Here is a 23,117-nt window from a genome sequence, read left to right on the forward strand (position 1 = left end):
TTTGTTGCGCGGAGCACATCGAAATCAGCACGCTGTTGCTACAATAATCACTAAAGAAATAGCCTCATCATTGTGGCAGTCACTAAATTTAATCAAGTGCTACGCAAGCATTATCGATAAAGGATAGTAATGACTTTAACTCGTTCAATAGGCCAGCAATGGAGTAAGTCAATTCTTGCCCACCGTTTAGCGTTAACACTTAAAGAATGTGAGGCGGTGCAGCAATTATTTGGTGGCGCAACTCAGCTAACAACGGTCACTAACACTATTGCAGCATTAACCTTTATAGAGGGAACCCCAATTTGGTTGCCGCCTCTTGAAAGCACAGATGAAACACCGCTGTCAGCACCTTTGACCCTGCACTGCCTATTTGCAGCTAGTCACTTATTGTTTGTCAAAGAGATAGAGCAAAATCCATTGAATCAGTCAGAGCATTTAGTGCTGACCATTGGCTTTCAGTGGAGCCAAATGCTAATGAAAAGCGAGTTGTTCGAGTCACTAACCGCTGACAGCAAGCAGCAGTGCCAACTACTGCAAACCATCAACAGCCAGCTTGAAAAAGTGCGTTTAGATAAACGTAAATCTAGTCGTAACATGGGCAGTTAATACCAAGCTAAACCAAGAATAAAAAGCCCGCAGCTGATTAAGCTGCGGGCTTTTTATTATCATGTTCATTCTCTAGCGATATAAACGCGTCTCTTTTGGCAGTAACTGAAAATCCTGCTGCATTTGCAGTAAGAAATCACAGCCTAGTAAAGCGATACCACGGTAAAAATCACTGTTTGCATGCTTCTGCGCAAGCTCAAAACAGCGCGGCGCCCAAGGCAACAAATGCTGTTGCAATAACACCTGAGTAAAGCGAATCAGCGCTTGATTATCGGTTTCCAGCTGCAGACGACCAAAAGTCTGATCTAATACAGCAAAGAAAAGCCCGATATGATCAAGTGGCTGCGGATAATCAACATCAACATTTACGCCATTGGCTTGGTAGAAATCCATCAATGCCATGGTGGAGCGATCATTAAGTAACTGCTCTTCACTCAAATACACCGAACCTTGTGGAACTGCATTTGGCTCACCGGGGCCAAAAAATAGCTGACCATAGTCAAGCTTCAACTCGATAAGTTCAGCCTCATGGGTATCGATTGGCCACTGCGCTAAAAATGCAGCCAGCGCCTCACGCCCTTTGCTATTTTGCTCTCGTTTGGCAAAAATTGGCCAACTACCTGCAACATCACAATCCTTAAGCCCTTGCACAAGCTCGGCTTCAGGATGACGAATAAGGCAATGGTGCAAAATGCGCGCTAGCCCTTGATACTCAGCAAAATCTATCGAGTTAATCGACGCTATATTTGAAGACATGGTTCACCTTTAACACGGCGCTGGGCGCAATATAGCCACAGCTTTTATTTCACTAGAAATTAATCATAGCGAATAGCGCCAGTTTTGACGCTATTCGCAGGCAAGCTTAAACTCTGACTTAAACTTCGGTTGGGTTTAAGATGCTTCCCTCACCGCTACCTGCAGGGCTACCATTTACATTAGCCTTGATGATTAGGTTAGGTGATGTGATTGATGGTGATGGCAATGGCGCAATGTGCCCATCGCCGTCGCCGTACTTCTCACGTAAATTATCCATAGTATCGAAATCAAGTGCACGCAGTGGGCATGACTCAACACATACAGGCTTACGACCATCAGCAATACGCTCATAGCAACCATCACATTTAGTCATTACTTTGCGTTCACGGTCAATTTGCGGCGCATCGTATGGACAAGCGCGTGAGCAACTTTCACAGCCAATACAGATGTCTTGCGCGACGTGCACTAGACCATCTTCACGGCGCTTGTGCATAGCCCCCGTTGGGCAAGCTTTAACACACACGGGCTCAGAACAGTGGTTACAACCAATAGACATATAGTAAGCAAAAACGTTTTGTTCAAAACAGCCATTGTTACCCACAGTCCACTCGCCACCACCGTATTCATAAACACGACGCCAAGTCACACCGTTGAGCGCTGGCAAGGTGTTATCTTGCGGATTGGTATTGTTACGGATCTCATTGCTTTGACGATCTTTACAAGACACGTGACACGCTTTGCAACCGGTACATTTAGTGCTGTCTACATAAAAACCATATTGAGTTGGTTCAGTCATAATTAACTACTCTCTTAAATCTTTTTAATTGCAACACGGATGGTGTGCTGTGGGTTGCCTTTGGCTACAGGGCTTGGCTGATAACGGGTAAGCGAGTTAATCGCGCCGCCTTCATCGATGATATGCCCTGTACTACCAACCGTTTTACCTGGGTTGAACCAAGCACCTTGACCGAGTGCAAATACACCTGGTGCAACACGCGGCGTGATACGTACCTTGACGGCAATCGAACCACGTTCGTTGTACATTTCAACATTATCGCCAGAGCTTAAGCCGTGCTTAGCACCGTCCATTGGGTTAACCCAAACAGCATCTTCAACCGCTTCTCGTAACCAAGGAACGTTATGGTAGCTTGAGTGAGTGCGGCCTTTAGTGTGGTAACCCGCTAACTGAATTGGGTAATCAGTACTGGTATCTTCATCCTCATAACCATCCCACGTCACTGTGTACTGTGGGATTGCAGTGATGGTGTCACCTTTAACGCCTGTTGGGTTTAGTGGGCTGTTTTCTTGATCCCAGTTAGCCGCGCGCCATGCAAGCTCAGCAGAGTAGATCTCAATCTTGCCACTTGGTGTTGCTAATGGCTCACCACCATTGATGTAGCTTGAAAGTGCGACGTGATCGTCTTGCATATGCTTACGGAAGAAACCAATCTCTTGCGCTTCTTTGTAAGTGGCAGGGAACGCTGGCACCACACCTAAGTTGGTGCTGCTGTCTTTGGTTTTTTGGTATAGCTCTTCAAGCCACTGCGCTTCAGTTTTACCTTCAGTAAACTCAGCTTCACAGCCCATGTATTTAGCGATCAATGCAGATGCTTCATACATAGACTTACAGTCCCACATTGGCTCAATGGCAGATTTCATCGCGGTGATGTAACCTAGCGCACCAGATGCGTATGAATCGTTAACTAAGTCGTTAGACTCTAACCAGCTAGTATCTGGCAAGATGATGTCGGCAAATTTAGCGCCTGGCGTCATCCAGCAATCACAACTAACGATTAGCTCAACACCTGATTCGTCTTGGTAAATTTCAGCAGTATTGTTGATCTGTGCATGCTGGTTCAGTAACGTGCTGTCAGAAGCTGAGATAATCACTTTGATGTTAGTGCCAAGGGGCGTATCTAAATCATCAGTACCTTTTACACCATGGCTACGAGCAGTCATGGTTTCGCCATGATGAATGGCTTCAGACCAAGTGAAGAAAGAGATCTTCTCTTTAACTGGATTACTACCCGCTGGAATACCTGCACGGTACATACCGCTCATTGAAGGTAGCTCACCATTTGATGCGCCCAATGTGCCAAGCTTACCGGTCAATACCGACAACATGTAAAGTGCACGCATGCTTTGCTCGCCATTGGCTTGGCGGTTAACACCTGCACCGACAACGATGTAAGGCGCCTTAGCATTTTGCAGATCTGTAGCGATTTGCTTAATTTGCGCTGCAGGAATACCGGTGATTTTCTCAGCCCATTCAGCTGTCTTCTTCGGCGCATCGGTGTAGATGCCAAGACCTAGAATGTAGTCACGGTAGTTCTCTTCTGGCTTCATGACTTGAGCATATTCTTGCTTAGTCGCATCACCGCTGGCAGCAAAGATATCTTTTTGCGTTTGGATAGAGGCGGCGTCATAACCGACTGCGTACTTATTGATGAAATCAAGCGAGTTAGCATCAACCCAACCTGAGCTAATCATTTGATAAGCAATCGCTTCTGCAAGCGCGGCATCGGTACCTGGACGAATAGGTAACCAAGTTGACTCTTTACCTAACATAGAGTCAGTGTAACGTGGGTCAATCATGGTCACTTTAAGACCATTAGATTTTTGCAATGCTTTTAGGTAATCATAACCTTCACCACTGCCCGACTGACGAATTTCACTTGGGTTGTAAGCGATACCCAACAAGAAATCACTGTTTGATAGCGTTACCGTTGATGAGCCTTTAGTGCTTCCAGTACCAAAAGTATGCGCCGCTGCTTCTTGCTGCTGTGCCCATGAGTAGTTACCGTAATAACTTAAGCAACCACCGTTAAGGTTCAACAGACGGTTGAAACAGGCATTGGATGCAAAACCGTAGTAAGCACCTGAGCCGTAGCTACGGAAAATCGCTTTGTTACCATGCTCGGCGATCACTGAAGTCAGTTTGTTACCGATGGTTTTAGCTGCTTCGTCCCAAGTGATGGGAACGAACTTACCTTCGCCACGCTTACCAACTCGTTTCATTGGCGACTTTAGACGGTCAACCGCGTAAGTACGTTGGCGCAGTGAACGGCCACGAGCACAAGCACGTACTTGGTAAATATCATCGCCATCAGTGATGTCATGGTCAGTTTCGACACGGGTAATAACACCGTCACGACTAAACACTTTAACAGGACAGTTTGAACCACAGTTTACTAGGCATGATGACCAAGTAATTTGCTCATCACCAACCGGTGGCTTAGGCGGAATAACATTGGCATCATCAGAGCTGGAATTACAGCCTGTAACTGTTGCTGCACAGCCCAGCGCAGCACTCATTTTTAAGAAACTTCTACGTTCCATAATCTCGTTTTCCTCGAACTTAAATTGTGACTGACTCGACCTAAAGCAGCTTGTAGCTGAAGGTCAACATCAGTTGATGGGCGTTATAATTGTGATTGATTTCACCTAAGGTGATTAATCCTGAATTGCTATCGGCGGTGACCATTGCACTGTCGGTATCAAAGTAACGTTCATACTGATAAGCCAGTTTTAACGCCATTTGCGGCGAGATCATGTATTGCCCATATAGGCTCATGCTATGGCTGTATGAGTAGTAAGCCCCGTAAGAAGCTTCGTTTGAAGGGCTTACACCCGTGTTACTTTCTGAGTTGGCAAATAGGTAATCCATGCCTAGGGTCAGTCTGTCTTCCATAAGACCGGAATAGGTTGCCCCAAGGCCTAGGTTGATAAACTGGTCGCGAATTTCTGTATGCCAAATTGCGCTTTGATCGCCACTTTGGTCTGAGTCAATCCACTGCTGACCTGCAAATGCGTAGACAGATAGCGGCTTAGAAACCTGCAGATGGATATTGGCGTCATAGCCGTAATCTTTGGCTTGAGTTAAACCAATTTCAGTCGCGTCATAGTCGTCGTTGGCATAGTAAGTACTAACATCAACGGTTAACCACTCTAGTGGTGTGTAGCTGGCGCGAGCATTCACTTCAGTACGATTGCGATCGGCTAAATGATACTTGCGCATCAGAGAATCAGTTTCGTCAGAAGTGAGCTCATTGGCCTGATAATCACTGCCACCTCGCTCGCCATAACTTAGGCCGAAATCAAGAGTTAACTTGTCGATAGCACGAATGTTCAGTTTGCTCCAAACTTCGCTATCTTGCGTCTCTTCACGTTCACCATAACTGCGCTCAACCTGCTTATAGTCATAACCCGCTTGTAGGCGGTAACCGCTGGCTAAACGATAGCTCGCATTGGCTTTGAAGGTTTGACGCTCAATATCCATCGGGGTATTTTGCTTAAAGGCACCCGACATTGAATCATATTCATATTGTGCAAAGTCAAATACTGAAGAGCGGTTGTCACGCTTGTTGTAGTCGTAACTTGCGCCAAGACGTAAGCGACTACTTACTCTGGTACTCGCCGCTAAGTTGCTGCTAAAGGTATCGACTTGACCATCCCAGTTTTGAATCGGGTTGCCGCTCATCTGCACAAGCTCTTGATCTTGGATCATACGACCTGAAACCACTCGGCCACTAAACACACTAGAAGCTAAGCGGTATTGACCCGATAACGACACTTGATGCGCTTGGTTATCAGGTGTTGCACTGTATACGTCATAACTATATGGCAAGCTTAAATCGCTAATATTGTTCTCATAACGAGAGCCATGGTAGCTCAGCTCTGACAACCAATTATCACCATCTAACACAATACCTGCGCTAAACTTATCAGTCGTTTCATCAACTGGTTCTGCAAAATTGACCGGACTTGGGCTCATTAAGCTCGCGCTGCGATGGCCAGTTTTATCTTCACGGTCGAAACGCGCATAACTACTCAGACCTAACTCGGTGAGTGCTGAGAAGTCATACTCAAAACCGATGCCACCACGCTGTCTTTGTAAATCAAGGTTAAGCTCACGAGTATGCTCACTTGGCGTTAGCATACCGTTGTTATGCCAAAGATTAGTTTGGGCATTACTGTACTGATTGGTGGTAATGGTTTGAAAATCCATATCAAGCTGGTACAGCTCACTCTTACCCGCTTCGATATTAATAAAACCATTATCCATTCCAAGCTGATGAGCTTGAACCTTAGCGCGATAACCACTTTGCTGATAAGCCATATCAGCGTTAACACCCGCTATGGCACCATCTGTACCGGTACCTAACTGATTAATCGCATGGTCATCGTCAGCATCAATAACGCCAACACTGGCACCCACTGTGCCCGAATAACCGTCGGTTATCACACAACGCTTACACTGGTAATTGGCTGTTTTAAGGCTTTCAGTGTTTGCTCGTTGAACACCAAAGTCAGCAGCCATTGCACCCGTTGCGGTGCCAAACAGTGCTAGAGTGATCAAGTTTAAAGAAAACAATTTAGTTGAACGCATATTACTCACTCCAGGTCTTAACGGGCAAAGTTACTGCCAGCAGGATGGTTTGAACCATGAACTTTGCTGTGACAGTTAAGACAGCTCTTACCGGCACTGAAAGCATCTTGACCCGCTTGCGTAGCAACACGGCTTGCATGCCCATCGTCTGCGTGACATTGCTGACATAATTGCGGCACTCGCGTTTTAAGTAGGGCTTCATTTACACTGCCGTGCGCCGTGTGACAGTTTGAGCAATCTTCCATAACTGGCGCATGCTCCCACAGGAATGGGCCACGCTTGTCGGCATGACACTCAGCACAAGTTTCATTAAGGCTAGGTTTAATCAGCGCACTTTCAGTCATCGAACCGTGAGGACTATGGCAATCAATACAGGTCATCTGGTCCCATTTCATCGGGTGAGATGAGCGCTTATTCATATCGGCTTTTGCACGGGTATGACACGAGGTACAGGTATCGTTAACCATCAAACGGTCTAGTACAGGATCTTTTGCCGCATGGATCTGGTGGCAATCAGCGCAAGCAACCTCTTCGAGGTTATGCGTACTGTTGTGCCAAGCCATCTGTTTAGGATCGTTATGACAGCCCTGACATACACTGTTTTGGCTCTCAGCAGGTAATTTACTGTCTGCACCAAAGCTAATCATCGGCTCTTTACCACCTCGATTATGCTTGCCTTGGGGGCCATGACAGGCTTCACACTGCATGCCAGCCATTGGTGATTTACTGCTACTCATATCACCATGAACGCCATCAAAAATAGCCATCACTTTAGGGCTTTTCTTATGACACATGAGACAGGAATCAGCGCCTTTGGGAGAGTATTTACCCTCAGCGAATTTTTCGGTTAATTTCTGCTCTAACTGCTGGGAATCAAGAGAACTCCAAGGAGTTGCTTGCGCAGGTAAAGCGGTAATGAGTAATGTGAGTAAAATTGTAGCCATTAACTTGGCCATAAAATTCACTGACTTTATCTGTTTTCTGAGGGACATTAACTTACAAGCCGGTTGTATATCGAAGGAGGTATCTTAGTGGTTCGACCTCAGCGATTTCAAGCTAACACCAGCGCGGTTCAATGCTGTTACATATGGCATATTTTTCAGATAAAAGTCTAATAGCTCACAATATAAAGAGGCAGATCAAATACACCTTAAAATTACGTTAATTTAAAATAATTATATTATTCAATAAACTACAATTTAGATGATAATTATTATTATCTTTAGCAGTTATTAATATAGTAATTAATTGTAAACAACTTGATTTTATTAGCTCCAACTATTTGAAATGGATCACTAATTATTTTGTCGTCTTTCAGCTAAAGGAAAGAAGGTACTTCTTAAGGAATAGCTACTCACTAAAAACCTTAAAACAAATGCAACACCGACGCTCAACACACAAGCATCCACTTAACAACTTTCATCATATTTAGTAATAGAAAAGTGATTATATATTCATCTCAAGATGAGCGGCAGCAAGTTGCTTACAGCTTGCTGGGTAAAGTAACAGAAGGTATTTTTGCAACCAATTTACTATTTATTAGCTAAATGAGCACTTATGGCTGTAATTGTTACAAATCACTCAGTTCGAATATCTTTCAGGCAATACTTTTGCCTTTTTAATGCTGCGTCAATGTAATCACGACATTTGCACAATCTATCCAGCTGCAGTTCAGGCAATTGAAACCACATAAACTAAAAAGTCATTCGTTTTTCCGAAACAAGTGAATACAATCAGCATAAAGATTTAATCGCTCAACGAGAGTTTAGCGATTCTGAGGCAAGGCACAGTGAGTGAAGCGCCTAGTTACTCTACGCTTGAACTTGTTAACGCAGCATCATAACCGCTAAGACTCGCGTATTAGGAGTGTTTTTAGCTTCCTAAAACGGTGTTAAATAAACTCATAAACGAACAACCATTATATGCCACTCATCTTGGTTTAGTTCGCCAAAACTAGCCTGAGTAGATCAAATACTAATTGGTGTGACTCACCTTCCCTTCCAAGGTCTTATATTCAAGCATGTAAAATACTGGAATCTCAGAAGCAAATATAACAAAAAAGGCCAGTTGCATTAGCGACTGGCCTTTAGAATAATTAAAATGACGCACTTTATATCAGCGATTAATCCCAGATAAATTCTCTGAAATGTTTACGGCAAACCGACTCATAGCTTTCGTTGCCGCCAATCGCGACTTGCTCACCTTCTCTCATCGGCTTACCTGTGCCATCAAGGCGCACCACCATATTGGCTTTACGGCCACAATGACAAATGGTTTTAAGCTCGACCAGTTTGTCAGCCCAAGCCAGAAGATATTGGCTGCCGCTGAACAACTCACCTTGGAAATCTGTTTTAAGGCCGTAACATAACACTGGGATATCGAGGATATCGACCACATAAGTGAGCTGCTTAACTTGCTCTTTACTTAAAAATTGCGACTCATCGATTAATATACAGTGCAGCGTTTGCTCATCATGAGCAGTACCAATCATTTTCGCAAGGTTATCACTACTACCAAATACCTGAGCGTCAGTCTCAATACCAATTCGAGAAGCGACTTTACCCACGCCGTATCGATCATCGATAGAGGCAGTCATGACTAAAGTATTCATACCGCGTTCACGATAATTATATGAGGACTGCAATAACGAAGTAGACTTGCCTGCGTTCATTGCTGAGTAGTAAAAATAAAGTTGCGCCAAACCGAATATCCTTAAAGATGAATGCGCAGCTAGTCTAGCATCCTTAGTCAATAAAAATCACCCTCTATCCATCATCAGAGTGAGCTACGTCGCTCTCTAACTACTCACTAGCAAAACAGCCTATCGCCAGTTAAATTCACTAGTAAACATAAAACTACTAGCGTATTACCACCTAATTTATTGTTGATTTTTTACAACATGATTTAGCGCAAAGCTAAGTGTTTCTCCCCACCCTACAATTTTGCTACAAACCATAAAAAGATCACCAAATTGAGAAACATTTTGTGACTAAAGCGCCTGTATTTTTAAGGATCATTTAACGAAAAATTGATAGTGTGCCAAGCGCTATCTTTCTATGTTTTTAAAAATATAGGTGGCTGGAACAGCCGTGGTACTAGCTCCTGCAATGTTCAACTTTTGTAAGGGTATAAAAATAAACAACTATAATGAAGGAAGTTCTACACAATGCATAAGACATTAATCGCCGCAGCCATTACTGCGACACTTGCCCTGAGCGCATGTTCAACAACAAATCAGGAATCTAATCAAGCTGCTATGGTGCAAAGCCAGAATCCATTTATGCAAGCAAGCACCCTACAATATCAAGCGCCTGACTTTACGCTTATAAAAGATGAGCATTTTGCGCCGGCGTTAAATCAAGGGATAGCTGAACACGACAAAGAAGTCATCGCTATCGCCAACAATAGCGCAGCGCCAACTTTTGACAATACCATTGTCGCATTGGAAAAGAGCGGTGAGTTGTTGAATCGTACTTCTAAGGTTTTCTATAATCTTACAGGCTCTAATAGCAACCCAACGCTACGCCAAGTCCAAGGTGAAATGGCGCCGAAAATGGCAGCGCACTCTGACAATATCAATCTTAATCCAGCGCTATTTTCTCGCATTGAAACCTTATATAACAATCAGGCAGATCTAGGGTTAACTGCTGAGCAAACCCGCCTTGTCGACGTTTATTACCAGCGTTTTGTACGTGCAGGTGCCAAGCTAACCGAGGCACAAAAGACTAAGATCCGTAGCCTTAACGAAGAGCAATCAACACTCACCAATGAATTCGCCCAACGATTAATGCGCCTATCAAAAGAGATTGCTATTGTTGTTGACTCAAAAGAGCAGCTCGTAGGGCTTTCAGACAGTGCTATCCGAGCGGCAGCAAAAGATGCTGCAGATAATGGTCATGAAGGCAAATATCAACTCAATATTACTAATACCACTCGCCAACCTGTGCTAGCTCAACTAGAAAATCGAGAGTTACGTCAACAAGTATGGCAAGCCTCTGCTAATCGTGGCCTCAGTGGAGAAAACGAAACCGCCTCTCTGGTTGCGCGTTTAGCACAGCTTCGTGCAGAACGTGCCGAACTTTTAGGCTTCGATAGCTGGGCCGACTATCGCTTAGCACCTCAAATGGCAAAGACGCCAGAAGCGGTTTACAAGATGTTTGGCTCTATGGTGCCAGCAGTTGTGGCGAACACCAATAAAGAAGCCGCCGACATTCAAGCGATGATAACTAAAACGGGCGGCGATTTTGAACTTGCTCCGTGGGACTGGGCTTTTTATGCCGAGCTAGTACGTAAAGATAAGTATGACTTAGATGCAGCGGCAATACGCCCATACTTTGAGTTTGACAGAGTACTAGAAGATGGAGTGTTCTTCACCCTTAAAGCACTTTATGGTGTGAGCTTAACTCCTCGCCCAGACCTGCCTGTATATCACCCAGATGTAAAAGCCTACGAGATGTTTGATGAAGATGGTACTAGCTTAGCTATCTTCTATGCCGATTACTTCTCTCGTGAAGGTAAGCGCGGTGGTGCTTGGATGAGCTCTTTTGTGAGCCAATCTAAATTGCTAAATAATAAGCCTGTGGTGGTTAATGTGATGAACATTAAAAAGGCACCAGAAGGCGAGCCTACCTTTGTCAGTTATGATGAAGTGACTACCATGTTCCACGAAATGGGTCATGGCACTCACGGCATGTTCTCAAAGGTAATGTACCCAACTCTCTCTGGTACCTCAGTATCACGAGACTTTGTTGAATTCCCTTCTACTTTTGAAGAGGATTGGGCTGCGCACCCAGAAGTACTTGCTAATTATGCCAAGCACTATGAAACCGGTGCAGCGATCCCACAAGATTTGTTAGAAAAACTGCTTAAGTCTCGCAGCTTTAACCAAGGTTTTGATACTTTAGAGTATATGTCGGCAGCACTGTTAGATCTTGAGTGGCACTCACTTAAATCCGGTGAACCACTGCAAGATGTGGCCAGCTTTGAAGCTGCAGCGCTTAAAAAGCACGGCGTTGATCTGCCAGCGGTTCCGCCAAGATATAAGTCAACCTATTTTGCTCATGCATTCCCTGGAGGCTACTCAGCGAGTTATTACGCTTATATGTGGAGTGAAATTTTGGCTGCTGACGCCTTTGCATACGTACAAACACAAGGTGGGCTAAACCGCGAAATTGGCATGAAGTTTAGAAAAACGATTCGTGAAGTGGGTAATACAGTCGCCCCAATGGACGCTTACAAAGCCTTCAGAGGACAAGAACCGACAACCGATGCACTACTAGAGCGCCGTGGCTTGAACTAATCTCTATGTCCACAAAAATGCCGCTCTAATTAGAGCGGCATTTTTATATCTATAAAGCAGTTAATTGATTAGCTGCTTTGTTTTTCGAACGCTCTGCTTAAGCTGTGGTTCGCTGACAAGATTTAATGCGCAGTATAATCACACTAATTACAAACAGTGCACTACAAGTCAATAAACCTGCAGTCACCGACTCAGTGAAACCAAGAACTATGTAACCCGCTAAGCTAATACCGGCAACAATCAGCGCATATGGCAACTGAGTGATCACATGGTCGATATGGTGGCAGTTTGCCCCTGTCGACGATAAAATCGTGGTATCAGATATTGGCGAACAATGATCACCAAACACCGCGCCAGCAAGTACCGCGGCAAGCATTGGTAGCATCATGCCTGTATGGCTACCCATCGCCATATCCGCTGCAATTGGTAACATAATACCGAAGGTGCCCCAGCTAGTGCCGGTAGAGAACGCTGTTAAGCCTGCTAATATAAATAGCACTGCAGGAAGCATCGCAAACGGAATATTACCAGTAGCTAAGCTCGCCATATACTTGCCGGTTTCAAGTTGGCCAATCACGCCTGCTATCGTCCAGGCAAACAATAAGATGTAGATGGCTGGTAGCATAGATTTAGCGCCTTCAACCACACCTTTAACGATCATCTTCTTATCGACACCTTGGTAGATAACCAATGCGAGTGTAACAACAAGACCAATTAAGGCACCAAAGAACAATGAAGAACCCACATCAGTATTTTCAAATGCACCGATTAAGCTGAACGCTTCATTCTTAGCCGCAAGCGCATCGCCACCACTGCTCACCATAAAGTAGAAAGTGGCAAAAACTAATACAGTGATAGGCAGAAACAAGCCGATAATTTTACCGGTGTCAGCTTCAGGTAAGTCTGAATTTGCCCCTGGCGGTAACCCTTTAGATTCATCATAAAGGTTGCCCTTTTGCGCATTAAGCTCATGCTGGCGCATAGGACCAATATCCAGTCCCATAAGCGCAACGCAAAGTAGCAACAACAAAGCAAAAATAGCGTAGAAGTTCATCGGGATCATCTGCACAAATGTACTTAGATGCCCTGAGTCAGTAAAACCGTGAGCCGTTAAAATGCCGCCAATCAGCGCAATGATGTACGCCCCCCAGCTTGATACCGGTGAGATAACACAGATAGGTGCTGCCGTTGAATCAAGCAAATACGCTAGTTTACTACGGGAAATATAGTAACGATCGGTAAGTGGTCTTGCGACACTACCAACAACCAGACTATTGAAATAATCATCAATAAACACCACACACCCAAGGAACATGGTTAATAATTTCGCATCGCGTTTATTGCGAATGTGGTTGCGAGCCCAATCAGCAAACGCACGAGCGGCGCCGCTAACGGTGATAAGTGCGGTGATCATTCCCAGTAGCACTAAGAAACCAAGAATGTATAGGTTCCAGCTATTAAGTGCCCCGTCATCCCAGACGAGCCCCATCACCTTTTCGCCCACATATTGAACGGTATTCGCTGCAGAAAAATCAGTCAGCAATAGCGCGCCCAACAGGATCCCTACCCCAAGAGAAAGTAAAACACGACGCGTTAACATCGCCAATACGATTGCAACTACCGGAGGTAGCAACGAAAGTGCCGAATCGGCATAGCTTAAAATTGTCATTTAATTATTATCTTCGCTAAGTACGAATGGAGGCCGACTGAACTGGTGGGAGTTAGCATTGAAAGCTGATTACACCTGTCCTATCAGTAGCGCTCCACAGTAATATCAATGTTCGACATTGATATAAATCTTCTTATCTTCCAGATAAGAAATACTATGGCAGTGCTGTTCCTATTTGGTAACAGCCCCAGCAACAAGCCCCGATATGCTATGTCACTTCGGCATCAAATCCTTTCTCAACAAGTCATAGGCATCACCCTACTTGTCGGTACTAATATTAAATGCACCTCTACTTCTAAGGACGCTAAATAGACAGAGCTAATTAACGTGAATGACATAAAAACATAAGCGGCTTTAGGGATGCTACCCTAAAGCCGCTTATCGTGACACAGATCTCAAATATTACCAACTCAAACTCACCACCAATAACATTGCAGCAACCACCGAGTTACAACTGGCTGTTTTTTAACTACCAACAATGAGCTCGTTAATAAATTAAAGCTGTTCCAAAAGTTGTGGCACAGCTTCAAATAGATCAGCTTCTAATCCATAGTCAGCAACCTGAAAAATCGGTGCTTCGGGGTCTTTGTTGATTGCTACAATCACTTTCGAATCTTTCATACCAGCAAGGTGTTGAATCGCGCCAGAGATCCCCACTGCAATATACAAGTCGGGTGCTACGATTTTACCCGTCTGCCCCACTTGTAGGTCGTTAGGCACATAACCTGCGTCAACTGCTGCGCGTGATGCACCAAGTGCACCACCGAGCTTATCAGCCAATTGCTCCAGCATAGTGAAGTTCTCGCTATTACCTAAAGCGCGACCACCAGAAACAATCACCCCAGCGCTACCCAATTCTGGGCGCTCTGATTCAGTAAGGCTTTGAGAAACAAACTCAACCTGTGGTGCAACCTCTTGTGAAAGCGTCACTAAATCTGCGTTGCCATCAGTTGCAACTGCATCAAATGCACTTGAGCGAACGGTCATCACCTTTTTATCATCTAGGCTTTGCACCGTTGCTAATGCGTTACCGGCATAGATTGGGCGAACGAAGGTATCGTTACTGACTACTTCAATCACTTCTGATAGCTGGTTAACGTCTAGCAGTGCAGCAACACGCGGTAAGATGTCTTTGCCGTGGCTTGATGCAGCGGCAAGTACATGCTCATAGTCTGCTGCAACTTCAGTAATCACATCAGCTATGTTTTCTGCCAAACCGTTAGCATAAACGGCCGCATCAGCAATCAAAACATTACGTACACCATTTAGCTGTTGTGCGCTTTTAACTGCATCGCCACAGTTATGACCAATAACCAGCACATCAATGTCGCCACCAATTGCTTGGCCGCAAGCAACGACTTTAGCTGTATCCAGTTTAAGACTGGCGTTGTCGTGTTCTGCTAATACTAAAATTGCCATTAGATCACCTTCGCTTCATTCTTTAACTTTTCAACCAACTCTTCTACAGAAGACACCATCACACCAGCGCTACGCTGAGCAGGAGGGGTAACTTTAATAACGTTTTGATGCGCTTTCAATGTCACATCAAAATCAGCAGGAGTTAGCGACTCAAGCGGCTTGCGCTTTGCTTTCATAATGTTAGGCAACTTCGCATAACGAGGTTCGTTTAGACGTAAGTCAGCAGTGACTACAGCAGGTAAAGGCAGCATCAGCGTTTGTAAACCACCGTCGACTTCGCGGGTTACGGTGAGCTGGTTAGCATCAACCTTTACCTCAGAGGCAAATGTTGCCTGAGGCATTTTACCTATAGCTGCTAACATTTGACCGGTTTGGTTGTTATCGCTGTCAATCGACTGTTTGCCTAAGATAACTAAATCAGCCTGCTCTTTTTGCTGTACAGCATGAATAAGCTTGGCGACGGACAAAGGAACAAGATCTTCGTCGGTCTCAATATGAATAGCTCGGTCAGCTCCTAGTGCAAGCGCCGTTCTCAATTGCTCTTGTGACGCTTTAGGGCCAATACTGAGGACAACCACTTCAGAAGCGCTACCCGCTTCTTTCAAACGAACAGCTTCTTCTACTGCAATCTCACAAAACGGGTTAATCGCCATTTTAAGGTTTGCGGTATCGACGCTAGTATTGTCAGCATTAACCCTGACCTTAACATTGGCATCGACGACACGTTTTACTGGCACCAATACTTTCATAGGGCTTCCTTCTTACGTCTCTTAATGAACGGGATTGTGTTAATAGCGTATATAGCACAGACACTATTACAGAATTTAGAGTCACTTTACGTGCTGTTGACGTTAACGTCAACCAAGAGTCGAACACCTGTTCATATTTATCTATTCATAAACAGAGTATTTACCTTATATCGATACTTTTTCATGAATATAACAAGCCTTTCTAGTTAAACTATAATTAATCCTTTTAATTATTAATAAAATTAAAATAATATTTGATCCTTATTGAAATAGTTTCTATTATTTACCCAGAATATAAAATCCTTTATGAATTTTTTTAATCGGACTTAATAATTATGAGCGAATTTTTAGATATTTTGACCCACGGTCGTCGTTTTAAAGCTGCTGTAAAAGAGTTGTCTCTTGATGACTTGAAAGACCTTTCAGTAAAGCTAGAAAAAATCATCGAAGAAAAAGCATCTCAAGCAGAAGCAGAAAACGAAGCAATGGCTGAGCGAAATGCTAAAATTGAAGAAATTCGTAAACAAATGGAAGCCATTGGCTTATCTGTTGATGATATTGGTGGCGCTGGTGTTAAACCTGCTCCTAAGAAACGTGCTCCACGTCCTGCTAAATACCAAATCGAAGTTAATGGCGAAATGGTGCAATGGACAGGTCAAGGCCGTATGCCAACCGTATTTAAAAATGAATTAGAAAATGGCCGTACTATGGAAGACTTCCTTATCTAAACTTTCTCTTTGGCCTTTAAGAACCCAGCATTTGCTGGGTTTTTTGTTAATTATCGCTACATTTACATTCAAGGTTACAATTACTGCTTAGTAATTAGCATTAAGTTAAGATATCCTCACTGTTCAGCCAACTCCTATAACAAACATAAGTACGATAATGCATAAACATAGAATAAAAGCCCTTGTCGCCCTACTTAGTGTATTGAGCAGCCATAGCGTAATAGCCAATGAGCAGCTGACAGATAATACTCCAAAAATCACAGCCTTAAGTCATGCAACCCTGATGTTAGAGCCAGGAGAAATAGTGACTGATGCCACTTTATTAATTGAAAACAATCGAATCAAGTCAATTATAAAAGATAATGATATTCCAGCAGGGGCCTTAGAAATAAACCTGTCAGGTCATATTATTTACCCTGGATTTATTGACCCATTCACTGAATATGCTATTGAGTATGAAGCACAGAGTGAAGATAGCGATGGTCCAGTTTATGAAATAAAGCGAATTGGCGGTAATGCCGAAAATGGCGCTATCCATTCAGAGAAAGAATGGTTTAATTATGTATACCCCAACAAAGAACAAGCTGAAAAATGGATTAACAATGGCTTTACTAGTGTGCAGTCTAGCTATTTAGATGGCATATTTAGAGGGCGTGGAGTCAGTTTGTCTCTGGCTGATAAAAAAGCAAATGACATAATATACAAAGCTAAAGCCAATCAATTTATGGCATTTGATAAAGGCTCATCGATTCAAGACTACCCGCAATCATTAATGGGTAGCATGGCGCTCATTCGACAAACATTCTCTGATGCTCGTTGGTATAACAATAATATAGCCAAAAGTACTAGTTCAACTAACAATGTTGAATTCAATATTGCATTGGAGCGCCTTTCAAACTTAAAAGAACAACGCTTCATCTTTCAAACAAAGAACTTAAATAATCAATTAAGAGCCGCTAGATTATTAAATAAGCAAAAACTTAAAGGTAGCTTAGTTGGTAATGGCCATGAATACGCTAGAATTGATGAACTAAAATCTTATCCCTATAGCTTAGTGTTGCCTTTAAATTATCCTGCTGCGCCGACGATTATCGATAGCGATAGTGAACGAGATGTCAGTTTGGCATCTTTGAGACATTGGGAAACAGCCCCGAGTAATGCCGCTATGGTCGCCAAGGCTGACGTGCCTTTTGCATTGACTCAATACGGTATTGATGAAGACAAATTTTGGCCTCGACTCAAACAAGCCATTGAGCGCGGTTTAGATCAACAAACTGCACTCGCTGCATTAACGACTGAGGCTGCTGAGATTGCAGGGATCAGTAATATAGCTGGCCAATTAAAGCCTGGCTATATGGCTGATCTCGTCATTAGTCGTGGTAACGTATTTGAGGATGGAAAAATCACCAGCATCTGGTTACAAGGTGAAGAACGTCAGCTTATCAACCGTGATTTAACCCTACTGGCTCAGCCGTACCAACTACAAATTAACGAACTTACTTTCGATCTAAACATTGAACAAGACCCGAGTTTATCGGGTACCTTGTCCAGTGGTGAACAAGAGATCAGCCTGGCCAATGTTAACTTCAGCCAAGGTCGAATGACCTTTAGTGCTGATTTAACCGACGCAGGTATTGATGGAATTAGCCGTTTCACATTGTGGTTTGATGATAATGGCATACGTGGTCGCCTGCTCGATAGCAATAATCAAACAGTACCTTTTGGTGGCACCAAGCTTGAACAAGTAGCATTAGGTGATGATTCACTGAACGCGAAGAGCGCAGAGCTACCGCAAATTGCTAAGCAAACTTCACCTAATGTTGCCTATGGTTTGTTAACACAGCCCGCTCAAGACAAGCTACATATCAAAAACGCCACAATATGGACGTCAGCTGAAAACGGTGTATTGAACAACACTGACTTGATTATCTCTCGCGGCAAAATTGAGGAGATAGGGAGCCAATTAAGCACCCCTTCGGGATATAAAGTCATCGATGCCACAGGCATGCACCTTACTGCGGGGATTATTGACGAACACTCACATATTGCACTAAATGGCGGTACTAACGAAGCAACAGATGCTGTTACCTCAGAGGTAAGAATTGGTGATGTGATTAATCCTGATGATATTGCCATCTACCGTGGACTTGCTGGCGGCGTCACTACAGCACAGATTTTGCACGGAAGTGCAAACCCTATCGGCGGCCAAGCGCAAATCATTCAACTTAAATGGGGTGATAACGCCGAGCAGTTAAAATTTGCAGGCGCTCCTGCCAGCATTAAATTCGCACTGGGTGAAAATGTTAAGCAAAGTAACTGGGGAGACAACTTTGACAGTAGATTCCCTCAGAGTCGTATCGGTGTTAAATCTCTGTTCAGCGAGGCATTTAACGAAGCCTTAGCTTATAGAAAAGCGCAGCGTGATTATAAAAAAATGCGTTCAAGCGAACGCAGACGCACGGTCGCCCCCCAACATAACTACCGTTTAGAAGCTGTCGTAGAGGTCTTAGAGCAAACACGTAGCGTGCATATTCATTCCTATGTGCAATCTGAGATCTTAATGTTCCTCAGATTAGCTGAAGCTTACGACTTTAAAGTGGGTACCTTCACCCATATTCTTGAAGGCTATAAAGTCGCTGATGAAATGGCCAAACATGGTGCTTATGCATCTACCTTCTCAGACTGGTGGGCTTACAAATTTGAAGTTTATGATGCTATCCCGCAAAACACCTGTTTAATGCAAAACAAAGGCGTACTCACCAGTATTAACTCTGATGATTACGAAATGCAGCGCAGACTCAATCAGGAAGCCGCCAAATCGATGATGTATTGCGGTATGAACGCAGAAGATGCTTGGAAGATGATCACCATTAATCCAGCAATTCAGTTAGGCATCGAGGATAAAGTAGGCTCACTGGTTGAGGGGAAACAAGCTGATATCGTGCTTTGGAGTGACTCACCACTGTCAGTTTACGCCAAAGTTGATTCAACTTGGATTCAAGGACGTCGATACTTTAGCCGTGAGCAAGATAAGTTAGCTCAAAAAGCAGTAGAAAAAGAGCGAGCTGCATTGATCCAAAAAGTGTTACTTAGTGATGATGCCCATAAGCAAGGTGAAACCGATGTTGATTTAGCAGAGCCCGAATGGCACTGCGATACCCACTTTAATGCTTGGCAACAAACAGCTCAAGGAGCACTGTAATGAAGCTTACTCAATCAATTAAAATAGCAGGCTCATTTGCTAGCATTATTACCTCATGCTTATTTAGCAGTGCGCTATATGCCCATGACATGCTGCCAGCACCCGCGCAAAATTCAGCAATACTATTTACCAATGCCACAGTCCATTCGGTGACTCAAGGCCAGCTTGAGAATACCGATGTATTGATCGCAGACGGCAAGATTGTCGCTGTTGGACAAAACCTAGCAACCGCGGAACATGCCACGGATCTTAGCGAGCAAACAGATAATCCAGCAGCTCAATCAGAAACAGCGCTCATGGCTGCCAACGCAGTCGTGCTCGATGCCAGCAATAAACATATCTATCCGGGTCTTATTGCACTTGACACCACAATGGGGCTTGTTGAAGTAGAGATGATGCGTCCAAGTAATGATGCCTACGAAGTAGGCTTTATTAATCCACAACTTGAGGCCATCTCCGCCTTTAATCCTGACTCAGAAATCATTCCCACCGTACGTGTTAATGGGATTACTCATGCTCAAGTCGTTCCGCAAGGTGATGGCCTAGCGGGTCAATCAGCACTCGTGTCGATGGACAGTTGGACGATAGAAGATGCATTAGTTGAGTCAAACAAGCAATTTCATCTTTACTGGCCATATATTCGCTGGATGTCGTCTGATGCGGATAAACGTCAAGAGCAACTTGATGATCTCAGCAAGCGCGTAAACAAGGTTCATCAGGCTTTTACTGATGCTCACCGTTATCAACTGGCACTTAAAGCCGGTAAGGTAACTAAAGCAGACCTACGCTGGCAGTCTCTAACGCCACTATTTGATGGTAATGCACAGTTGTTTATTCATGCACAATCGCAAAAGCAGATAGAGGAAGCAATTGCACTGAGTAAAATCTATGGCTTTAAAATTGTTATCGTTGGTGGCTATGATGCTTGGCGTTTAGCCGATGCATTGAGCGAAGTGAATGCTAAAGTTGTCTATACCCAAACATTGAGCTTACCGAAGCGTAAGGATGAACCCATTGATCTGGCCTTCAAAATTCCTGCGCTGCTTAAACAAGCCAACATCCCTTTCGCGCTCGGTTTTTCGTCTGACTGGAACAGCCGTAACTTGCCATTTGCAGCAGGGCAGACAGTTGCATATGGATTAACCAAGTCACAAGCACTTCAAAGCATTACCCTTGATGCGGCGAAAATACTCGATATTGACGACATGGGTGCTATTGCGCCTGGCTTTAAAGCCAATATGATTATTGCAACGGGAGATATTTTAGACCCGATGCAGGCGGGCATTGAGTCCGTTTATATTGATGGTCGTAAAATTGATCTAAATAATCGTCATCAACAGCTTTATCAAAAGTATCTAAAGCGCTAGAATTTCAAACTTATAGCGCTAACAAGACCGTTTAATGAAAAGTGCTCTTTATGAGCACTTTTTTGTACGCCTCTTTAGTGAAAGCTAACCCCTTTTACTAACCTAATAACTCATATAACAGGCATTCATTATGAAATACCTACTGCCAGCTTCTCTCATCATTTTACTCAGCGCTTGTGCGGGTGAATATGCCTTTAACAGTAACCTCGATGGCGAAGCAATTAACGATTACTTTAAAGTTGGCGATGTCACCCTTTATGAAGGAAGTATTCAACCTAAAGGCCCTTATGAAATAAAAGGTTTAGTAGAGGGTGAAACTTGTCAAATAGGCGAAAGCGATGCACCTGCTTCTATTGTTGAAGCACGCACATTAGCTCGCCGCGCAGCGGCAGATAAACAAGCAAATGGACTTGTCATTAAGAACTGTCTACTGATAGAAGAATCTACGCCAAACTGCGTGACTCGCGCGCTATGCGTCGGCCAAGCAATTGTAACGACCAGCCCGCAGGAATAGCCTAAACGCTAAATAAATGACAATGTCTTTTACCAATCAGATCCAAGCGGTAGCGTACTGCCGCACGCCATATAAACAAAAATTTGGTATCCCGCGCCAACCAGGATTGGTGAGCGCTGCTCGAGGCTTTGTTGAACTAGCGCCGCCTTTCAATCAAATTGATGCCGTTCGGGGCTTAGAGCAGTATTCCCATTTATGGTTACTCTTTTGTTTTCATGAAAACTTAGCCCAAGGCTGGAAAACCACGGTTCGCCCTCCCCGTTTAGGTGGTAATGAGAAACTTGGAGTATTTGCTACCCGCTCAACGTTTAGGCCCAATGGCATCGGTCAGTCAGTGGTGAAACTCCATGCGGTGCATACTGATAACGGTAAAGTCCGCTTGGAGATCTCTGGCATGGACTTGCTTGATGGCACCCCAATCGTAGATATTAAGCCATATATCCCCTTTTCCGACTCGATTGAAGAGGCGGTTGGTGGTATTGCCCAAGAAGCGCCCGTCCTAGCTAAGGTTACTTTTTGCCAAGCAGCTCAACAGCAATTAGAGCTTTACCAAAAAAATGATAACTACCCAAGGCTTGCAGAGTTAATAACAGGGGTATTAGCACAAGATCCACGTCCCGCTTACAAGAAAGCTAAGGCCGATCCTAAGCTTTATCAAGTTGCTCTGTATGACTTAGACATCTTGTGGAAAATGTTAGCTGATGGTATCGAAGTACTTGAATTGCGGCCGTCACAAGTTGGCATCTCCGCCAAGTTGGAGAAAAGTGATGACTGAAGCTGGCAAGCCTGACTACCAATCTCAACATAAAAAACGCCTGTCTTACATGCCATGGCTATATTTCTCCCTCAAAGAAAAACACCTGTTATGGGCTAAACCTTGGCAAGATAAAGTGCAAGCACACTTTTGTAGTGTAGAAACCATCTCTATTGCCGAAAACAGCTTTGTGGCACCAGAAGCCAATCTGTTTGCAGAGCGCGGGCGCGAGATTAAAATCGGTAGACAGTGCATGATTGCCGCCGACAGTTTTATACATGGACCGCTCACTTTAGGCGATGAAGTAGCAATCAATCATGGTTGCTCAATCGATGGTGGTCGTCATGGCATTACCATTGGTAAGCAAACTCGTATTGCTAACAACGTGACTATCTATGCTTTTAATCACGGCATGACTCCTGACACTCCAATCTACCAGCAAGCTTCCAACTCAAAAGGCGTTGTTATTGGCGAAGATGTTTGGGTAGGGGCACAAGCGGGTATTGTTGATGGTGTCACCATAGGTAACCACGCGGTAGTTGGCATGGGCGCGGTGGTCACCAAGGATGTTGAAGATTACGCCATTGTTGCTGGCAATCCAGCAAGGGTGATTGGTGATAGGCGAGATAAAACATAGGACTTTATAAATAAAATCAGCCCGCTTC

17 protein-coding genes and 1 riboswitch are annotated in these 23,117 nt (G+C 44.0%); of the genes, 8 read left to right on the forward strand and 9 right to left on the reverse strand.

Annotation, left to right across the window (positions count from 1 at the left end):
• The first annotated feature begins 129 nt into the window (after positions 1-129).
• A complete protein-coding gene (locus L2730_RS06375) occupies positions 130-606 on the forward strand; it encodes a hypothetical protein (RefSeq protein ID WP_248973825.1) in 477 nt (158 codons plus the stop codon).
• A gap of 72 nt (positions 607-678) precedes the next feature.
• On the opposite strand, the gene L2730_RS06380 is transcribed toward L2730_RS06375, so the two are convergent.
• The 6 genes from L2730_RS06380 to L2730_RS06405 all read right to left on the reverse strand — a co-directional run bounded on the left by L2730_RS06380 (position 679) and on the right by L2730_RS06405 (position 9,452).
• Positions 679-1,362, reverse strand: coding sequence for a TorD/DmsD family molecular chaperone (locus L2730_RS06380; protein ID WP_248973826.1), 684 nt, complete (start codon positions 1,360-1,362; stop codon positions 679-681).
• A 118-nt stretch (positions 1,363-1,480) separates the two neighbouring features.
• Complete coding sequence (locus L2730_RS06385) at positions 1,481-2,158, reverse strand: DMSO/selenate family reductase complex B subunit (RefSeq protein ID WP_220739681.1); 678 nt, start codon at positions 2,156-2,158, stop codon at positions 1,481-1,483.
• Between the two features lie 14 nt (positions 2,159-2,172).
• Positions 2,173-4,701: a DMSO/selenate family reductase complex A subunit gene (locus tag L2730_RS06390; protein WP_248973827.1), complete on the reverse strand. Its 2,529-nt coding sequence runs from the start codon at positions 4,699-4,701 to the stop codon at positions 2,173-2,175.
• A gap of 40 nt (positions 4,702-4,741) precedes the next feature.
• Complete coding sequence (locus L2730_RS06395; protein WP_248973828.1) at positions 4,742-6,751, reverse strand: MtrB/PioB family decaheme-associated outer membrane protein; 2,010 nt, start codon at positions 6,749-6,751, stop codon at positions 4,742-4,744.
• 17 nt (positions 6,752-6,768) lie between these two features.
• Positions 6,769-7,707, reverse strand: coding sequence for a DmsE family decaheme c-type cytochrome (locus tag L2730_RS06400; protein ID WP_248973829.1), 939 nt, complete (start codon positions 7,705-7,707; stop codon positions 6,769-6,771).
• A gap of 1,166 nt (positions 7,708-8,873) precedes the next feature.
• Positions 8,874-9,452: a thymidine kinase gene (locus tag L2730_RS06405; protein WP_020913511.1), complete on the reverse strand. Its 579-nt coding sequence runs from the start codon at positions 9,450-9,452 to the stop codon at positions 8,874-8,876.
• A gap of 465 nt (positions 9,453-9,917) precedes the next feature.
• Between L2730_RS06405 and L2730_RS06410 the strand changes: the two genes are divergently transcribed.
• Positions 9,918-12,050 (forward strand): M3 family metallopeptidase, encoded by a 2,133-nt coding sequence (locus tag L2730_RS06410; RefSeq protein ID WP_248973830.1) that lies wholly within the window; start codon positions 9,918-9,920, stop codon positions 12,048-12,050.
• 97 nt (positions 12,051-12,147) lie between these two features.
• Here the strand turns inward: L2730_RS06410 and L2730_RS06415 are convergent, their stop codons facing one another.
• From L2730_RS06415 to L2730_RS06425, 3 genes are all read right to left on the reverse strand, one after another.
• A complete protein-coding gene (locus L2730_RS06415) occupies positions 12,148-13,719 on the reverse strand; it encodes a Na+/H+ antiporter NhaC family protein (protein WP_248973831.1) in 1,572 nt (523 codons plus the stop codon).
• Positions 13,720-13,798: 79 nt separating this feature from the next.
• Positions 13,799-14,019, reverse strand: a riboswitch (Lysine riboswitch).
• 195 nt (positions 14,020-14,214) lie between these two features.
• A complete protein-coding gene (locus L2730_RS06420) occupies positions 14,215-15,138 on the reverse strand; it encodes an electron transfer flavoprotein subunit alpha/FixB family protein (RefSeq protein ID WP_248973832.1) in 924 nt (307 codons plus the stop codon).
• Positions 15,138-15,887 (reverse strand): electron transfer flavoprotein subunit beta/FixA family protein, encoded by a 750-nt coding sequence (locus tag L2730_RS06425; RefSeq protein ID WP_248973833.1) that lies wholly within the window; start codon positions 15,885-15,887, stop codon positions 15,138-15,140. Before L2730_RS06425 ends, L2730_RS06420 begins: the two co-directional genes overlap by 1 nt.
• A gap of 335 nt (positions 15,888-16,222) precedes the next feature.
• Between L2730_RS06425 and L2730_RS06430 the strand changes: the two genes are divergently transcribed.
• The 6 genes from L2730_RS06430 (at position 16,223) to L2730_RS06455 (ending at position 23,089) form a co-directional block, all read left to right on the forward strand.
• Positions 16,223-16,615 carry an H-NS histone family protein gene (locus L2730_RS06430; protein ID WP_248973834.1) on the forward strand — a complete coding sequence of 131 codons (393 nt, stop codon included), beginning with the start codon at positions 16,223-16,225 and terminating at the stop codon, positions 16,613-16,615.
• A 157-nt stretch (positions 16,616-16,772) separates the two neighbouring features.
• On the forward strand, positions 16,773-19,817 hold the full coding sequence (locus L2730_RS06435; protein WP_248973835.1) for an amidohydrolase family protein: 3,045 nt from the start codon (positions 16,773-16,775) through the stop codon (positions 19,815-19,817).
• Between the two features lie 89 nt (positions 19,818-19,906).
• Positions 19,907-21,184, forward strand: coding sequence for an amidohydrolase family protein (locus tag L2730_RS06440; RefSeq protein ID WP_428848441.1), 1,278 nt, complete (start codon positions 19,907-19,909; stop codon positions 21,182-21,184).
• A gap of 130 nt (positions 21,185-21,314) precedes the next feature.
• A complete protein-coding gene (gene rcsF / locus L2730_RS06445; protein WP_248973837.1) occupies positions 21,315-21,698 on the forward strand; it encodes an Rcs stress response system protein RcsF in 384 nt (127 codons plus the stop codon).
• 22 nt (positions 21,699-21,720) lie between these two features.
• Entirely contained in the window at positions 21,721-22,473 is a 753-nt protein-coding gene (tsaA, locus tag L2730_RS06450; RefSeq protein ID WP_248973975.1) for a tRNA (N6-threonylcarbamoyladenosine(37)-N6)-methyltransferase TrmO, read from the forward strand.
• A complete protein-coding gene (locus L2730_RS06455) occupies positions 22,466-23,089 on the forward strand; it encodes an acyltransferase (RefSeq protein ID WP_248973838.1) in 624 nt (207 codons plus the stop codon). Before tsaA ends, L2730_RS06455 begins: the two co-directional genes overlap by 8 nt.
• The last annotated feature ends 28 nt before the right edge of the window (positions 23,090-23,117 follow it).

The sequence above is a fragment of the Shewanella kaireitica genome (assembly GCF_023284045.1).
Classification (GTDB): domain Bacteria; phylum Pseudomonadota; class Gammaproteobacteria; order Enterobacterales; family Shewanellaceae; genus Shewanella; species Shewanella kaireitica.

What these genes read in the sequence shown, in the direction of transcription:
- L2730_RS06375 (WP_248973825.1), top strand. Translation starts at nt 130, where the DNA reads ATGACTTTAACTCGTTCAATAGGCCAGCAATGGAGTAAGTCAATTCTT.
- L2730_RS06380 (WP_248973826.1), bottom strand. Translation starts at nt 1,362, where the DNA reads ATGTCTTCAAATATAGCGTCGATTAACTCGATAGATTTTGCTGAGTAT.
- L2730_RS06385 (WP_220739681.1), bottom strand. Translation starts at nt 2,158, where the DNA reads ATGACTGAACCAACTCAATATGGTTTTTATGTAGACAGCACTAAATGT.
- L2730_RS06390 (WP_248973827.1), bottom strand. Translation starts at nt 4,701, where the DNA reads ATGGAACGTAGAAGTTTCTTAAAAATGAGTGCTGCGCTGGGCTGTGCA.
- L2730_RS06395 (WP_248973828.1), bottom strand. Translation starts at nt 6,751, where the DNA reads ATGCGTTCAACTAAATTGTTTTCTTTAAACTTGATCACTCTAGCACTG.
- L2730_RS06400 (WP_248973829.1), bottom strand. Translation starts at nt 7,707, where the DNA reads ATGGCCAAGTTAATGGCTACAATTTTACTCACATTACTCATTACCGCT.
- L2730_RS06410 (WP_248973830.1), top strand. Translation starts at nt 9,918, where the DNA reads ATGCATAAGACATTAATCGCCGCAGCCATTACTGCGACACTTGCCCTG.
- L2730_RS06415 (WP_248973831.1), bottom strand. Translation starts at nt 13,719, where the DNA reads ATGACAATTTTAAGCTATGCCGATTCGGCACTTTCGTTGCTACCTCCG.
- L2730_RS06420 (WP_248973832.1), bottom strand. Translation starts at nt 15,138, where the DNA reads ATGGCAATTTTAGTATTAGCAGAACACGACAACGCCAGTCTTAAACTG.
- L2730_RS06425 (WP_248973833.1), bottom strand. Translation starts at nt 15,887, where the DNA reads ATGAAAGTATTGGTGCCAGTAAAACGTGTCGTCGATGCCAATGTTAAG.
- L2730_RS06430 (WP_248973834.1), top strand. Translation starts at nt 16,223, where the DNA reads ATGAGCGAATTTTTAGATATTTTGACCCACGGTCGTCGTTTTAAAGCT.
- L2730_RS06435 (WP_248973835.1), top strand. Translation starts at nt 16,773, where the DNA reads ATGCATAAACATAGAATAAAAGCCCTTGTCGCCCTACTTAGTGTATTG.
- L2730_RS06440 (WP_428848441.1), top strand. Translation starts at nt 19,907, where the DNA reads ATGCTGCCAGCACCCGCGCAAAATTCAGCAATACTATTTACCAATGCC.
- rcsF (WP_248973837.1), top strand. Translation starts at nt 21,315, where the DNA reads ATGAAATACCTACTGCCAGCTTCTCTCATCATTTTACTCAGCGCTTGT.
- tsaA (WP_248973975.1), top strand. Translation starts at nt 21,721, where the DNA reads ATGTCTTTTACCAATCAGATCCAAGCGGTAGCGTACTGCCGCACGCCA.
- L2730_RS06455 (WP_248973838.1), top strand. Translation starts at nt 22,466, where the DNA reads ATGACTGAAGCTGGCAAGCCTGACTACCAATCTCAACATAAAAAACGC.